Origin of the sequence: Candidatus Pelagibacter communis (assembly GCF_001180225.1) — a bacterium.
In the GTDB taxonomy this organism is placed as follows: Bacteria; Pseudomonadota; Alphaproteobacteria; order Pelagibacterales; family Pelagibacteraceae; genus Pelagibacter; species Pelagibacter ubique_D.
In genome coordinates, this window is record NZ_CVST01000058.1 from 58,096 (window position 1) to 74,580 (window position 16,485).

General features: G+C 26.3%; 15 protein-coding genes. All 15 read left to right on the plus strand.

Annotated elements, in window-relative coordinates:
* The 15 genes from proS (at position 1) to lpxA (ending at position 16,485) form a co-directional block, all read left to right on the plus strand.
* Positions 1 to 1,335, plus strand: coding sequence for a proline--tRNA ligase (gene proS, locus AMN99_RS04635; RefSeq protein ID WP_075506652.1), 1,335 nt, complete (start codon positions 1 to 3; stop codon positions 1,333 to 1,335).
* Positions 1,332 to 2,561, plus strand: coding sequence for a lipoprotein-releasing ABC transporter permease subunit (locus AMN99_RS04640; RefSeq protein ID WP_075506653.1), 1,230 nt, complete (start codon positions 1,332 to 1,334; stop codon positions 2,559 to 2,561). The genes proS and AMN99_RS04640 overlap by 4 nt, the downstream gene beginning before the upstream one ends.
* On the plus strand, positions 2,554 to 3,231 hold the full coding sequence (locus AMN99_RS04645) for an ABC transporter ATP-binding protein (RefSeq protein ID WP_075506654.1): 678 nt from the start codon (positions 2,554 to 2,556) through the stop codon (positions 3,229 to 3,231). Before AMN99_RS04640 ends, AMN99_RS04645 begins: the two co-directional genes overlap by 8 nt.
* A complete protein-coding gene (gene dnaE / locus AMN99_RS04650) occupies positions 3,224 to 6,640 on the plus strand; it encodes a DNA polymerase III subunit alpha (protein WP_075506655.1) in 3,417 nt (1,138 codons plus the stop codon). The genes AMN99_RS04645 and dnaE overlap by 8 nt, the downstream gene beginning before the upstream one ends.
* Before the next feature lie 129 nt (positions 6,641 to 6,769).
* Positions 6,770 to 7,588, plus strand: coding sequence for a 30S ribosomal protein S2 (rpsB, locus tag AMN99_RS04655; protein ID WP_075506656.1), 819 nt, complete (start codon positions 6,770 to 6,772; stop codon positions 7,586 to 7,588).
* A gap of 1 nt (position 7,589) precedes the next feature.
* Positions 7,590 to 8,441 carry a translation elongation factor Ts gene (tsf, locus tag AMN99_RS04660; protein ID WP_075506657.1) on the plus strand — a complete coding sequence of 284 codons (852 nt, stop codon included), beginning with the start codon at positions 7,590 to 7,592 and terminating at the stop codon, positions 8,439 to 8,441.
* On the plus strand, positions 8,442 to 8,993 hold the full coding sequence (gene frr / locus AMN99_RS04665; protein WP_075506658.1) for a ribosome recycling factor: 552 nt from the start codon (positions 8,442 to 8,444) through the stop codon (positions 8,991 to 8,993). It begins immediately after the preceding gene.
* Positions 8,990 to 9,664 (plus strand): polyprenyl diphosphate synthase, encoded by a 675-nt coding sequence (gene uppS / locus AMN99_RS04670; protein WP_075506659.1) that lies wholly within the window; start codon positions 8,990 to 8,992, stop codon positions 9,662 to 9,664. The genes frr and uppS overlap by 4 nt, the downstream gene beginning before the upstream one ends.
* A complete protein-coding gene (locus AMN99_RS04675; protein WP_075506660.1) occupies positions 9,664 to 10,317 on the plus strand; it encodes a phosphatidate cytidylyltransferase in 654 nt (217 codons plus the stop codon). The genes uppS and AMN99_RS04675 overlap by 1 nt, the downstream gene beginning before the upstream one ends.
* Positions 10,314 to 11,471, plus strand: coding sequence for a 1-deoxy-D-xylulose 5-phosphate reductoisomerase (locus tag AMN99_RS04680; RefSeq protein ID WP_075506661.1), 1,158 nt, complete (start codon positions 10,314 to 10,316; stop codon positions 11,469 to 11,471). Before AMN99_RS04675 ends, AMN99_RS04680 begins: the two co-directional genes overlap by 4 nt.
* 8 nt (positions 11,472 to 11,479) lie before the next feature.
* Positions 11,480 to 13,729 (plus strand): outer membrane protein assembly factor BamA, encoded by a 2,250-nt coding sequence (gene bamA, locus AMN99_RS04685; protein WP_075506707.1) that lies wholly within the window; start codon positions 11,480 to 11,482, stop codon positions 13,727 to 13,729.
* The gene (locus AMN99_RS04690) at positions 13,729 to 14,235 is read left to right on the plus strand and encodes an OmpH/Skp family outer membrane protein (protein ID WP_075506662.1); all 507 of its coding nucleotides are present in this window, start codon (positions 13,729 to 13,731) and stop codon (positions 14,233 to 14,235) included. The genes bamA and AMN99_RS04690 overlap by 1 nt, the downstream gene beginning before the upstream one ends.
* On the plus strand, positions 14,228 to 14,674 hold the full coding sequence (gene fabZ, locus AMN99_RS04695) for a 3-hydroxyacyl-ACP dehydratase FabZ (RefSeq protein ID WP_075506663.1): 447 nt from the start codon (positions 14,228 to 14,230) through the stop codon (positions 14,672 to 14,674). The genes AMN99_RS04690 and fabZ overlap by 8 nt, the downstream gene beginning before the upstream one ends.
* A 51-nt stretch (positions 14,675 to 14,725) precedes the next feature.
* Positions 14,726 to 15,706: a UDP-3-O-(3-hydroxymyristoyl)glucosamine N-acyltransferase gene (gene lpxD, locus AMN99_RS04700; RefSeq protein WP_075506664.1), complete on the plus strand. Its 981-nt coding sequence runs from the start codon at positions 14,726 to 14,728 to the stop codon at positions 15,704 to 15,706.
* Positions 15,703 to 16,485 carry an acyl-ACP--UDP-N-acetylglucosamine O-acyltransferase gene (gene lpxA, locus AMN99_RS04705; RefSeq protein WP_075506665.1) on the plus strand — a complete coding sequence of 261 codons (783 nt, stop codon included), beginning with the start codon at positions 15,703 to 15,705 and terminating at the stop codon, positions 16,483 to 16,485. The genes lpxD and lpxA overlap by 4 nt, the downstream gene beginning before the upstream one ends.

Genomic DNA, 16,485 nt, shown 5'->3' on the forward strand with positions numbered 1-16,485 from the left:
ATGCTTTTATCAAATTCATTTATTCCGATATTAAAAAATAATCCTTCTGAAGCAAAAATTAAATCTCATCAATTAATGTTGAGAGTTGGTATGATAAAGCAAGCTTCCGCAGGAATATACTCATGGTTACCTTTAGGCTTTAAGGTAATGAAAAAAATAGAACAAATTGTTAGAGAAGAGCAAAACAAAATTGGAGCTCAAGAAATATTAATGCCAACAATTCAATCTAGTGAGATATGGAAAGAAAGTGGTCGATATGATGATTATGGTGAGGAGATGCTTAGAATAACTGATCGTCAAAATAGAGAAATGCTTTATGGACCTACCAATGAAGAGCAAGTAACAGAAATTTTTAGATCTTCAATTAAATCTTATAAATCATTACCTCAACTTATGTACCACATACAATGGAAATTTAGAGACGAAATAAGACCTAGATTTGGAATAATGAGGGGGAGAGAGTTTTACATGAAAGATGCCTACTCATTCGATGTATCAGATGAAGAAGCTTTTTTTTCTTATAATAAATTTTTTCTTTCATATTTAAAAACTTTTAAAAGATTAGATCTAACTGCAATACCTATGGCTGCTGACACAGGCCCAATTGGAGGAAATTTATCTCATGAATTTATTATCCTAGCAGACACGGGAGAAAGTAAAATTTTTACTGATAAAAGAATTTTTGATTTAAATAGTGACGATACTCAATTAGAAAAATCTTCGTTACAAGAAATGAGAAAAAAATATGAGCAATTTTATGCTGTGACAGATGAAAAGTTTAACAAAGATGAATTTGAAAAAATAGTTTCTAAAGAAAATCAATTAATCACAAAAGGTATTGAGGTAGGCCATATATTTTATTTTGGAGACAAATATTCAAAACCTATGAATGCATCAGTAGATTTACCAGGTGGAAAAAAAGATTTTGTTAAAATGGGTTCTTATGGAATTGGTGTATCAAGGTTAGTTGGGGCAATAATAGAGGCAAAATATGATGAAAAAAATGAAATCATGAAATGGCCATTGTCTGTTGCTCCATATGATATTGCTTTGATACCGATGATAAATAAAAACGATAATTCAGCACTTGTTAAAGCCAATAATATTAACAGTGAGTTATTAAAAAATAATATTGATGCTCTTATTGATGATACTGATGAAAATTTTTCATCCAAAATTAAAAAAACGAATTTAATTGGGGCTCCGTATCAAATTATCATTGGAAAGAAGAGTGATGGTGATTTATTAGAGTTCAAAGAAAAAGGTGGTGAAACTCAAAACTTACCTTTAAGCAAAATTATAGAAATTATAAATAAACAAAAAAATTCAATTTGATTTCTACTTTAGAAAAAGAAATTACTTTAAGATTTTTAAAAGCTAGAAAAAAGGATGGCTTTTTAAATGTTATTTCAATATTTTCTTTCATCGGAATAAGTCTAGGTGTTGCTGTTCTAATTATTGTTATGTCGGTAATGAATGGTTTTAGAACTGAATTAATTAACAAAATTGTAGGATTTAATTCACATATTACTGTTAAACCTTATTCAAATTTAATAGATGAAGATAAAATAAATAATAAACTAAAGTTAATCTCTAAGAATATTATTTTTAGTAATTCAGGAGAGGCAATTATTCTAAAAAACAATAATACTAAAGGAATAGTGTTACGAGGCTATAAATACAATGATCTTTTAAATTTAGAGGTATTAACAAATGAAAAATTTAAAGGTGAATTAAATCAATTTGATAAAAATTTTATATCAATTGGAAGTGAACTGAGTTTTTCTCTAGATCTTGAAATAGGAGATGAATTGACTTTAATGTCACCGTCTGGTGTTCAAACAATAATTGGCAGTATGCCAAAACAAAAAACTTTTATAGTTAATTCAATTTTTAACAGTGGTTTAGCAGAGTTTGATAACAATATTGCATTTATTGAACTTAATATTTTAGAAGAGTTCTTTGGATATGATCCCAACGAAAGAAATTTAGAAATTTATCTGAAAAATCCAAATAATATTGAATCCCAAAAATTAATAGTAAAACAAGTTTTTGATGATGAGTTTGTTTTTAGTTGGGCAGATATGAATAGTTCATTATTTTCAGCTTTAAAAGTTGAAAGGAATGTTATGTTTATTATTTTGTCATTAATAATAATTGTTGCTGCATTTAATATTATTTCAGGATTAACTATTTTAGTGAAAAACAAAACAAGGGATATTGCTATCTTAAAATCAATAGGAGTATTAAATAAATCAATAATTAAAATATTTTTTTTAGTTGGAGTAATAATAGGTACTTCCGCAACAATTTTTGGTTTTTTTTTAGGTGTAACTTTTTCTATTTACATTGAAAATTTTAGACAATTTTTAAGTTCAGTTTTCAATATAAGTTTATTTCCTGAAGAAATATATTTTTTAAGCAAAATGCCTTCTGAAATTAATCTGACATCAATTATTCTAATTTCAGTTTGCTCAATAATTATAACTATTTTAGTATCAATTTTTCCAGCTTTTAAAGCAGCTAGATTAGATCCAATCAAATCTTTAAAATATGAGTAAGTATTTAGAATTAAAAAGTATATCTAAAAGCTTTGAGACTGAAAAAAAGATTAAAGTCTTAAAAGGTTTGTCACAAAATTTTGAAAAAGGTAAAATTTATTCGCTCATGGGCCCATCTGGCTCAGGAAAATCAACTTTGTTAAATTTAATTTCCTTAATAGACAGACCTTCATCAGGTCAAATTATTTTTAATCAAAATCAAATTAATTTTAATGACACAGAAGAAAATGATATTTTTAGGTCAAAAAAAATTGGTATTGTTTATCAACAAAATAATCTTCTTCCAGATTTCACTGCTTTAGAAAATATTTACTTAGCATCACTTGCTAACAATAATGATAAAGAATTAGCAAGTACAAAGGCTAAAAAATTATTAAAAAAAATTGGTCTTTCAAATAGATCAAATCATTTTCCTTCTCAACTTTCAGGTGGTGAGGCTCAAAGAGTGGCTATAGCTAGAGCTATCGTAAATGATCCTGAAATAATCTTAGCGGATGAGCCAACAGGTAGTTTGGATATGAATACAGCAAAAGAAGTTTTTAAACTTTTATATAATCAAAAAAAATCAGATAGATTAATAATATTTGCAACTCACAATAGATTTTTTGCTAATAAGGCAGATTGCCTATTGGAGATGAGAGATGGTATTATAAAATCATCTAATGTCTGAGTCATTAAATCAAAACTTTAATCATCTAAAAGTCCATACACAATATTCTATATGTGAAGGCGCGGCCAAGATTGATGATTTACAAGAATATTGCAAATCAAACAAAATTAAATGTTTAGGAATAAGTGACACTTCTAATTTATGTGGAGCTTTAGAGTTTGCAGAAAAAATTTCTAAATCAGGAACTCAGCCAATAATAGGCACTCAAATAAATTTTAAGCTAAATGATACAATCGGATTGTTACCTTTATTTGCTTTGAACGAAACAGGCTATAAAAATATTATTGAATTGTCCTCCAATTCATATTTAGAAAATGATGAATTAAGTGACCCTCATGTAAATTTTGATGAATTATTAAAAAGTTCTGATGGTGTTTCAGTTTTTTCAGGTACTGTTTTAGGTCTTTTTGGAAAATTATTTGATAAAGGAAAATTTACGGAAATAAACGAAATTTATTCAAAAATTAAAGAAGTTTTTGGAGATAGGTTTTATTTAGAAATTCAACGACACAACGACACTAATGAAAATGGGTTTGAAAAATTTAATCTAAAAAAGTCTATAGAACTAGAAATACCAATAATTGCTACTAACGAAGTTTTTTATTTATCAAAAGATATGCATGAAGCACATGATGCTTTGATTTGTATTGGTAACAAAACCTATATTAATGAAAAAAATAGATTAAAATTAAGCGATCAACATTATTTAAAAACTAACTCTGAAATGACAGAGTTATTTGCTGATATACCAGAGGCATTAGAAAACAATTATAACTTTCCTTTAAGATGTAATTTTAGACCATTATTCTCTAATCCTATATTGCCAAACATTAGTACTGATAAAGATGGTAATGCAGATGATCTTTTAACTAAATATTCTTTAGAAGGACTGCGAGATAAATTTTTAAAAGTTTTTAATGTTAAAGATAGCGAACTTGAAAATGATAAAAATTTTCTTCTTTATAAAGAACGACTAGATCATGAACTTTCAATAATTATCAAAATGAAATATTCGAGTTATTTTTTAATTGTATCTGATTATATAAAATGGGCTAAAGAAAATGATATACCAGTTGGTCCTGGTAGAGGTTCAGGTGCTGGATCATTGGTTGCTTGGTGTATATCAATTACTGATGTTGACCCAATTAAGTTTAATTTAATTTTTGAGAGATTTTTAAATCCAGACCGAATTTCTATGCCTGATTTTGATATAGATTTTTGTGAGGATAAAAGAGACCTTGTTTTTGAATACTTAACAAAAAAATACAAAGATAGTGTAGCTCACATAATTACATTTGGTAAACTTAAAGCAAGGATGGTGATCAGAGACGTTGGTAGAGTTATGGGATTACCTTATGGGTTTATTGACAGCATATCAAAAATGATACCTTTTGATCCTTCCAGACCTCAAAATCTAACCCAATGTATAGCTGGAGAACCAAGATTACAAAAACTAATTAATGAAGATACTAGAGTAAAAAAATTAACAGAATTATCATTAAAATTAGAAGGTCTTAATAGAAACGTCGCTACTCATGCAGCAGGAGTTGTGATTGCAGATAAAAAATTAACAGAAGTAGTTCCTTTATATAAAGATACTTCTGCAGATTTACTTTTACCTTCAACACAATTTGATATGTATTCAGCTGAAAATGCTGGTTTAATTAAATTTGATTTTTTAGGGTTAAAGACATTAACAGTAATAAATAACACTCAAAAATTAGTTAGAAAAAAAGATAAAAAATTTAATATTGAAGAAATAGATTTTGATGATCAAAAAGTTTTTGATCTATTATCATCTGGTAAAACAGTAGGCTTATTTCAAATTGAAAGTGCTGGAATGAGAGAAGCTTTGCTTCATATGAAGCCGAATCATATTGAAGATATTATTGCACTAGTAGCATTATATAGACCAGGCCCAATGAGTAATATACCAACCTATAACGACTGTAAACATGGAAAGCAAAAACCTGATTACTTACACCCATTATTGGAAGATATTTTAAAACCCACATATGGGGTAATTATTTATCAAGAGCAAGTAATGCAGATTGCTCAAAAACTCTCAGGATTTACTGCGGGTCAAGCCGATCTTTTAAGAAGAGCAATGGGAAAAAAGAAGAGAGCAGAACTAGAGAAACAAAAACAAGGTTTTATTGCTGGAGCAGTTAAAAACGGTATTGCCAAAGATGTTGCAGCTGGAATATTTTTAAAAATCGAACCTTTTGCAGAATATGGTTTTAACAAAAGTCATGCTGCAGCTTATGCAATAATTTCTTATCAAACTGCATACTTAAAAACTTATTATCCTAAAGAATTTATTGCTGCATCAATGACTATGGATATTTCTAATCAAAATAAATTAAGTGAGTTTTATGAAGAATTAAAAAGACTTAATGTTGAAACAATTAGACCTGATATTAATGAATGTTTTGCTGATTTTAGAACTATTGATGGAAAATTTTATTATGCCTTAGGTGGAATTAAAGCTGTAGGTTATGAGGCAATTTCTAATATTGTTGAAGAAAGAGAGTTAAATGGAAAATTTAAATCTATTAACGACTTTATAAATAGAGTTAATCCCAAAGATATAAATAAATTACAATTAGAGGGATTAGTAAAAGCAGGAGCTTTTGATAATTTAAACTCAAATAGACAAGCAATCTTTACCTCAATACCTAATTTAATTTTAAAAAATAAAAATATTTCTGAAAATAAGCTAGCCAATCAAATAGATTTATTTTCTGATAACATTGAAACAGAGGAAGACATTATCGTTAAAATAGAAGATTGGAAATTTGAAGAGCGATTATCAAAAGAATTTGAAGCAGTAGGATTTTTTATATCTGATCACCCATTAAATCAATTTACAGAAATTTTTGAAGACTATAAAATTAATGATTATGCAAAATTTATATCAGATGATAATTCAGAAAATGTTAATGTAGCTGCAACATTACTTAAAGTTCAAGAGAGAAAAACTGCTAAAGGAAATGCGTATGCTGTTTTAAAGTTAACAGATTTAAAGAGTGTTTTTGAAATATTTATTTTTTCAGATTTGTTAGAATTAAATAGAGAAATCCTAAAAGAAGGCAACTCATTAATTTTGACTTTGGTTAAGAATATTTCTAATGATGAAAATCGTTTTAAAAGAATTAATGTTCAAAAAATAGCTTCTTTAAAAGATTTATTTAATAGTCCAATTAATGAAATATCCTTTAACGTTAAATCTATTAAACAAATCCAAGAGATTTCAAAATTCTTAAATCAAGAGGGTAAAACCCAAGTAAAATTTAATCTCTCAACAGAAGATCAAATTTTAAATTTTCAATTAAAAAAACCAATGAATCTTGATAGAAAATCTTTAAATCTTTTAAGAAAACAGCAAATTCAAGCAGAAATTAGTTAAATAAAACTTGTCAATTTTAACAAATATTTGTAAATAACCATTAAATTAAATTAACACGCACACAGTTGTTGGTTTTATACCTCCGGTCCTTAATTGGAAATTACTGTGGTGGCTTAACCGGGAATAAATATGAAAATACCTAACGTTACAATTCAACAATTATTAGAAGCTGGTGTTCATCTTGGACACAAAACTTTGAGATGGAATCCAAAAATGAAGAAATACATTTTTGGAAAAAGAGACTCAATTCATATTATAGACTTAACTCAAACACTTGAATTAACTAAAGTAGCTTTAGAAAAAGTATATAATACAATAGCAAATAATGGAAAAATTTTATTTGTTTCAACTAAAAAACAAGCATCAGAAGCTATTGCAGAAGTTGCTAAAGATACAGATCAGTATTTTGTAAACTATAGATGGTTAGGTGGGATGCTAACTAATTGGGGAACAATATCTAATTCAATTAAAAAATTAAAAAAGTTAGAAATTGATTTAGCTGCAGAAAATAGAGGTTTTACTAAAAAAGAACTTCTTAAGATGAGTGTAAAAAAAGACAAACTTCAAAGATCATTGGGCGGAATTGCAGAAATGAAAAAAGTTCCAGAATTAGTTTTTGTAATTGATACTAATTATGAGTCATTAGCTATTGCTGAGTCATCAAAATTAGGTATTCCTATAATTGCTATTCTAGATAGTAATTCTAACCCAGATCATATTGATTATCCAATTCCAGGTAATGATGATGCAAGAAGAGCTATAGATCTATACTGCAACTTAATTAAAGAAACGATCAATAATGCAAAAAGTTCAATTCAATCCTCTGAGCCTAAACAAGAAAAAACTAAAGCAGATAATAATGATGAGAAAAACAAAACAATTCAAGAAATTGATAGAGAAAAATTAGAAAAAAAATTCTCTAACGAAGATAAAGGAAAGTTAAATTAAAATGAGTGATATAGAAAAAGTAAAAAAATTAAGAGAAGCAACAGGTGCTGGGTTTAAAGATTGTAATTTAGCAATCAAAGAGTCTGGTGGTGATTTAGATAAAGCAATTGAAATTCTTAGGGTTAAAGGAATATCAAAAGCTTCAAAAAAAATGTCAAGAGATGCTAAAGAGGGTGTTGTCGTAGTCTCAGGTGATGATAATAAAACTTCCGTAATAGAAGTAAATTGTGAAACTGACTTTGTTGCAAAAAATGATGACTTTATTAGCTTTGTTAAAGAATTAAGTGAATTAAACAACCATCACAGCTCTAATCAAGATGAATTAAAAAAAGCTGTTATGAAAAATGGGCAAAGTGTAGATGATAATTTGGTAGCGCTAATTGCTAAAATTGGTGAAAAAATCACTATAGGAAAGTCAAAAACTATCGAAAACACAAGTGGTATAAATAATCACTACTTACATACAGTTGTAAAAGATAATGTAGCGAAATTGGCAGTATTAGTATCTCTTGATACAAGTGAAAAATCGGATACAGTTAAATCATTTGGTAAACAACTTTCTATGCATATTGCAGCTTCAAATCCATTAGCATTAGAATCAAATTTAATAGATCAATCAGTAATTGATAAAGAACAGGAGTTAGTCGCTGAAGAATTGAAGAACTCAGGTAAACCTGAGGAAATAGCTAAAAAAATAAGCTTGGGTAAAATGAATAAGTTTAAGGAAGAAAATGCACTTTTAACTCAAGCTTGGGTGATGGAGCCTAAGAAAAAAGTTCAAGATATTGTTAAAGAACTATCTATAGCTGATCTAAAAATTAAGGAATTCTTTAGAATAAAAATAGGAGAATAAATGTTTGATGAAAAATCATATGGTGTAAAAATGGATAAAGCCATAGATGTATTTTCTAAAGAATTATCCTCTTTAAGAACAGGTAGAGCTAATGCAGCTATGTTAGACCTTGTTAAAGTAGATGTTTACGGTCAACAAATGCCAATCAATCAAATTGGCAGCATAACCACACCTGAACCTAGAATGATTAATATTCAAGTATGGGATGCAAATAACGTCCCTCTTTTAGATGCTGCGATAAAAAAATCTGATTTAGGACTTAATCCTCAAATAGATGGCCAATTAATTAGACTTCCGGTGCCAGAATTGAATGAAGAGAGAAGATCTGAGTTAAAAAAATTAATAAAATCAATCGGTGAAAAATGTAAAGTTTCAATTAGAAATATTAGAAGAGAAGCTAATGAAGATTTAAAAAAAATGTTAAAATCAAAAGAAATTGGTGAAGATGATGAAAAATCAAAAGAAAAAATAATTCAATCTATAACTGACGATCATATAAAATCTGTTGATGAAAAAGTTTCTTTAAAAGAAAAAGAAATAATGACAATATGAACCCACTAGATCATGTAGCCATTATAATGGATGGCAACGGTAGATGGGGTCTTAAGAATAAAAAATCTAGAAATGCAGGCCATAAAGCGGGTCTAAATGTTGTTGAAAAAATAATCCAGGAAACAATCAAGCATGAAATAAAATATATAACTCTTTACACCTTCTCAACTGAAAACTGGAAAAGACCTAAGAAAGAAATATTATATTTATTTAAATTGTTAGAGAATTTTTTAACATTAAAATTATTAAAAATTCATGAACAAAATATAAAAATAAAAGTTCTAGGTAAAAAAAGTTTCTCTAAGAGACTTAACTCTCAATTAAAAAAGGCTGAAAAATTAACATCTAAAAATACCAAATTACAAATTAATCTTGCACTTAATTATGGTTCAAAAACTGAAATATTAAATGCAATAAAGAGACTGAAAAAAAGTAATAAAAAAATTAATTTAGAAAATTTTAATAATTTTTTATTTACAAAAAATATTCCAGACCCTGATTTATTAATTAGAACAGGTAATACTATGAGACTAAGTAATTTTTTACTATGGCAATTAGCCTATTCAGAAATTTTTTTTATTAAGAAACTATGGCCTGATTTTAATACAAAAGATTATGTTAAAGTAATTAATAAATTTAAAAATATAAAAAGGAATTTTGGAAAAATTTAATGAAAAGTGAATTTTTAAGAAGATTATTTAGCTCTATTTTACTAATACCTATAATAATATTTATAATCATGAAAGGATCAATTTATTTTAATTTTTTTTTAATTATATGCTTTATGTTAGCCTGTTTTGAATGGTATAAAATGTCAAAAAAAAAATTATATCAATATATTGGTATTCTTTTTTTAATTTTTTCATTCAGTTCTGTTTTTCTTTTAAGGAATAATTTGAATGATGAATATGATTTTTTCTTATTTGTAATTTTCATTTGTATATCAACCGATGTTGGTGGTTATGTAATTGGAAAATTATTCAAAGGACCAAAATTAACAAAATTAAGCCCAAACAAAACCTATTCTGGAGCTATTGGTAGTTATTTATTTTCATTTTTATTTCTTTATGTTTCAGTTATTTTGAATTTTTTTGATTTTCTAAATAACAATTCATTGTTTAATATTAGTTTATTTATTTTATTTATCTCATCTATAAGTCAAATTGGTGATATCACGGTTTCATATTTTAAAAGAAAATCAAAAATTAAAAATTCAGGTAAAATTATTCCTGGACATGGAGGAATTTTGGACAGAATTGATGGTATGATTTTTGTTTTTCCATTTTCCTATGTAATTCAAATTTTATCAATTATCAAATTATGAAAATAGCAGTTCTCGGATCAACAGGTTCTATAGGTAATTCCTTACTGAACATTATTAATAAAAACCCAAAAAAAATAAATATAATTCTTCTAACGGCAAATAAAAATCATAAAAAATTATTTAAATATGCCAAAAAATTCAATGTTAAAAATTTAATAATAACCAACCCTCAAAGTTATAAAATTTTAAAAAGCAAAACCAAAAATTTAAAAATAAATGTTTTTAATAATTATGAATGTTTAAATAAAATTTTTAAAAGTAAAGTTGATTATGTAATGAGTTCAATTGTTGGTTTGAGCGGACTTGAACCAACATTAAAAATTATTAAGTTTACAAAAAAAATTGCTATTGCGAATAAAGAATCTATAATTTGTGGATGGAACTTAATTAAAAAAGAGTTAATAAAATATAATACTGAGTTTATCCCAGTTGACTCTGAGCATTTTTCAATTTGGTATGGCTTAAAAAACTCTGAAAAAAATAAATTAGAGTGTATTTATTTAACCGCTTCTGGTGGATCAATACAAAAAACTCCTATAGAAAAAATTAATAAACTTAAAATAAAAGATTTATTGAGTCACCCTAATTGGAGTATGGGGCAAAAAATAACTATAGATTCAGCCACTATGATGAACAAATTATTTGAAATAATTGAAGCTAGAAATATATTTAACATTGAATATAAAAATATTATTGTAGTTATTCATCCATCTTCTTACATACATGCTATTTTAAAATATAACGATGGTATGATTAAAATAATTGCTCACGATACAACAATGGAAATTCCTATTTTTAATTCTATTTTTGGTGACAAAAATAAAAAATTTAATTCAAAAAAGATCAATTATAAAATTATGAATAATTTAAATTTTAAAAAAGTTGATAAAAAAAAATATCCTGCAATTAAATTACTTAAAAATTTACCAACAAAATTTTCTTTATTTGACACTATCATTGTTTCTGCAAATGATTTTCTTGTTGAAATGTTTTTAAATAAAATAATTTCATTTAATGATATATATAAAAAAATAAAATATGTTATTAATCTAGAAGAACTGCAAAAATTTCGAAATCTCAAACCAAAAAATGTAAATGAAATAATTAATTTAAATCGATATGTTCATTTCAAACTTAGAGAAAAATGTGTATAAACTTGAAAATGAAAAAAATTAGTATCAGGAGCTATTTGTTGAGTATATTTTTATACTTAATCTTTGTTACAAATAGCTTTAGTCAAAATTTAGAAAAAGTTAATATTATTGGAAATCAAAGAATTGCGGATGAAACTATATTGATGTTTTCAGATGTATCTATAAATCAAGAAATTGATGAAATAGATCTAAACAAAATTATTAAAAATCTATATGAAACGAGTTATTTTAAATTAATTAACACTAAAATAGACAATAGAATTTTAATTATTGAGGTTGTCGAAAACCCTATTATTGGGAACATTAATTATGAAGGTGTCAAAGCTCAAAAAATAATAGATTTCATAAAAGATAACAGTAAATTGAAAAGAAGATCATCTTATACAGAATTTAATTTATTAAGAGACAAAGAAATTATCCAAAATAGTTTAAGAACTTTAGGTTATTATTTTTCAAATATTGATGCAATTGTAGAGGATAAAGGAAATAATATTGTTGATATTACCTATACTATTGAAATAGGAAAAAAAGCAAAAATAAAAAAAATCAAATTCACAGGAAATAAAATTTATAAAAACTCAGAATTAAAAAGAATTATTGTTAGTGAAGAATATAAACCATGGAAATTTATTTCTGGTAAAAAATATCTTAATGAAGATTTAATTAAGCTTGACAACAGGTTATTAAAAAATTTTTTCCTAAATAACGGTTTTTATAATATTAGTATAAATTCATCATATGCTAAATTGTTATCTGATAATGAATTTGAGCTAGTTTTTAATATAAATCCAGGTGAAAAATTTTATTTTAATGATTTGAAATTAAAATTACCTATTGATTTTAATGATAAAAATTATAGCGAAATATACGATTTATTTTCAAAGATAAAGGGGAAACCATATTCTATAAATATTATTGAAAATATACTAGATGAAATTGACAAGGTTTCGATTGGTGAACAATTTGTATCAACAAAAGCATCTGTTATTGAGAATATTAATGATAATAATATAAATTTAGATTTTATAATTGAAGAAACAAAAAAAATCATTGTTGAAAAAATCAATATTTATGGAAACTTTGTAACTAATGAAAATGTTATCAGGAATCAATTTGAATTAGATGAAGGTGACCCTTTTAATGACATATTATTAAATAAAACTACAAATAACCTAAAAAGTTTAAATTTTTTTAATGAAGTAAGTGCTAAAGTTTCTGAAGGAAAAGAAAAAAATTCAAAAATTATAAATATTGAACTAAAAGAAAAGCCCACAGGAGAAATAACAGCTGGAGCAGGATTTGGAACTTCTGGTGGGTCTATAGGTTTTGGTGTTAGAGAAAATAATTATTTAGGTAAAGGGATTAGATTAGATGCAAATCTGACATTAAGAGAAGATTCTGTTAAAGGTCTATTTTCTGTAAATAATCCAAATTTTAAAAATTCAGATAAATCTGTATATACAACTATACAATCTAGTGAGCTAAATAAATTAACTGATTTTGGATATAAGTCGAATAAAACTGGTTTAAAATTTGGAACTAAATTTGAATATTTGAGTGATTTAGAGCTAGGTTTTGGATTAAGTTCGTTTTATGAGAAAATAGAGACTGATTCATCTGCATCTGCAAGACAAAAGAAACAAGAAGGAGATTATTTTGATAATCATCTAAGTTTAATTTTTGATTATGACAAACGAGATCAAAAGTTTAAAACCACTGATGGTATTAAATCTTATTTATCGATTGATACACCAATAATAAGTGAGACAAATAGTTTTTCTAATACATTTATACTTGATAATTATAGCAAGTTATTTTCTTCAAATATAATAAAATCCTCGTTTTATTTTGGAAGCTCAAATTCTCTAACTGGAGAGGACATTAAATTGTCTGAAAGGATTAATTTACCCTCCAATAGATTGAGAGGTTTTGAGTATGGGAAAGTAGGTCCAAAAGATGGTAATGATTTTATAGGAGGAAATTTTGTTTCATCATTAAATTTTTCTTCCACATTACCGCAAATTCTTAAAAATGTAGAAAATACTGATTTTTTAATATTTATGGATGTAGGAAACGTATGGGGTGTTGATTATAATTCTTCTCTAGATAAAAATGATAATATTAGGAGTTCAATAGGTATTGGATTAGATTGGTTTAGTGTTGTTGGTCCAATGAATTTTACTTTAGCACAACCAATCAGTAAAAATTCAAGTGATGTAACTGAAACTTTCAGATTTAATTTAGGCACTACTTTTTAATGTTATTAAAAGGAATAATTTTTATTTTTTTTATAATTTTAACCAATGCACAAGCAAGTGAAAAAATTGCATACATTGATGTTGATTTTATATTAAATAATTCTTTAAAAGGAAAATTAATTATAAAAAAACTAAATGAACTTAATAATAAAAATTTAAAGGAATTAAAAAATAAAGAAAATCAATTAGATGAAGAGAAAAATGAAATTAATAGTCAACAAAATATTCTTTCAGAAAAAGAACTGAATAAAAAAATTAAAAATTTTAAAACTAAAGTTAAAATATTTCAAAAAGATAAAGATTTGATGTTTAGTAATATCGAAGATGTTAAGAAAGAAGAACTTGAAAATTTTATAAAAAATATTTCTCCAATTATTGAAAAATACATGACTGAAAATTCAATTTCTATCCTTATAGATAAAAAAAGTGTGTTTATTGCAGATCCAAAATATGACATAACAAATGCAATTTTAAAAATAACTGATATAAAATTTAACAATGATTAAATTGAACAAAAATCAAATTAGAAATCTTTTGCCTCACAGAGAGCCTATGCTTTTGATTGATGAATTGTTTGATATTAAAAAATTGCATTCTGCAACTGCATTAGTAAAAGTTAAAAATGATAGTTTTTTTGTCCAAGGACATTTTCCAGATAATCCAGTTATGCCCGGAGTATTGATAGTAGAGTCTTTTGGTCAAGCAGCTGCTGCATTAACTGCTCATGGTTTAGATAAGACTACTTATGAGAATAAACTTGTTTTTTTAATGGGTGTTGAGAAAGCAAGGTTTAGAAACCCAGTTATCCCAGACTGCGATTTAATTTTAAAAATTGAAGCAATTAGATCACATGGTAGAGTTTGGAAATATAAAGGTGAAGCTTTTGTTAATAATGTAAAAATGGCAGATGCTATATGGTCTGCAACTATCGTTGATAAGAAATAAATAGCAATAATTATTGATAACTTTAGTGGAATTGCTCTGTTAAAAGCAATTATGATGAAACCATTTTTCAAGAGTAGAGGACCTTTTTTTATATCAGAAATCTTAAAATCTTTAAAAGTTGGGACTTGTAATTTAAAAAAGGATGTCCAGGTAAAAGATATAAAAGATCTTTCCAGCTCAAACATCTCAGAGATTACCTTTTTTCATTCCAAAAAATATGTTGAATTTGCAAAAATTACAAAAGCGTCTTTTTGTATAACTACAGAGTCTTTGAAAAAAGAACTTCCATCATCATGTATTCCCTTAGTTGTTGAAAATGTATTGGTATCAGTATCAAAAATAACTTCCATGTTTTATCCTGATGCTATAAATGATGATTTCGATGACAGTGCTATTGATATTAATCAAACAAATTTTAAGGATAAAGTAATTTTTGGTAAAAACGTTTTAATTGGAAAAGATGTATCATTAGGTGCAAATTGCAAGATAGGCCATAACACAATAATTGAAAAAAATGTTTCTATTGGAGACAATTGTTCAATAGGTTCCAATACAATCATAAGAAACTCACTAATAAGCAATAACGTTAAGATTTTAGATAACTGTGTGATTGGAAAGCATGGTTTTGGTTTCTTTCCAAATAAATATAAGAATTTAAGATATCCACATATTGGTATTGTAATTATTGAGGAAAATTGTGAAATTGGATGTGGCTCTACTATTGATAGAGGTTCGATGTCAAATACAGTTATTGGTAAAAACACTTATTTAGATAACCAAATACACATAGCTCATAATGTTAAAATAGGAGAAAATTCTATTATTGCAGGCCAAGTAGGAATTGCTGGTAGCTCAATTGTTGGTTCAAACGTAAAAATAGGAGGCCAAGCAGGAATTTCAGGACATATTAAAGTTGGTAATAATGTAGAAATTGGAGGTGGATCTGGTGTAATAAGAAATATTCCAGACAACACAAAAGTAATTGGTTATCCAGCAAAAAACATTAGAGAGTTTTTAAGAGATAATAAATGATAGACAAAACTGCAATAGTTGATTCAAATGCTAGAGTCTCTAAAAATGTAATTATAGGACCTTATTCTGTAATTGGCCCTAATGTGGAAATTGGAGAAGGTACAGTTGTACAATCACATGTAAATATAACAGGTAAAACAATAATAGGTAAAAATAATTACATTTATCCATTTGCATCTATAGGAAATGATCCACAAGATTTGAAATTTAAAGGTGAAAAAACTTTATTAGAGATAGGCGACAACAATAAAATAAGAGAATACGTTACAATTAATCCAGGTACAGAAGGTGGCGGAGGAAAAACTAAAGTAGGTAATAATTGTTTATTTATGGTTTCTTCCCACATTGCGCATGATTGCATAGTTGGTGATAACGTTATTTTAGCAAATAATGTTCCATTGGGAGGTCACGCTCATGTAGATGATAATGCTATAATAGGCGGTAATTCAGCTGTTCAGCAATTTACTAGAATTGGTAAATTTGCGATGATAGGTGGTATGTGCGGTGTAGTAAGAGATGTGATACCATATGGTATAGCACATGGAAACAGAAGTATATTACAAGGATTAAATCTAATTGGTTTGAGGAGAAAAAATATTCCAAATAAAGAAATATTATCTCTTAGTGAGGCTTATAAAATAATATTTAAAAATGAGAATTTAACAGAGAATTTAAGTAGTTTATCAGATGAATTTAGAAAAAATAAATTAGTTTCAGAAGTAGTTAATTTTATAGAAAAAGATAAAAAAAGACCAATTTGTACTCCTTTTTCAAAATAA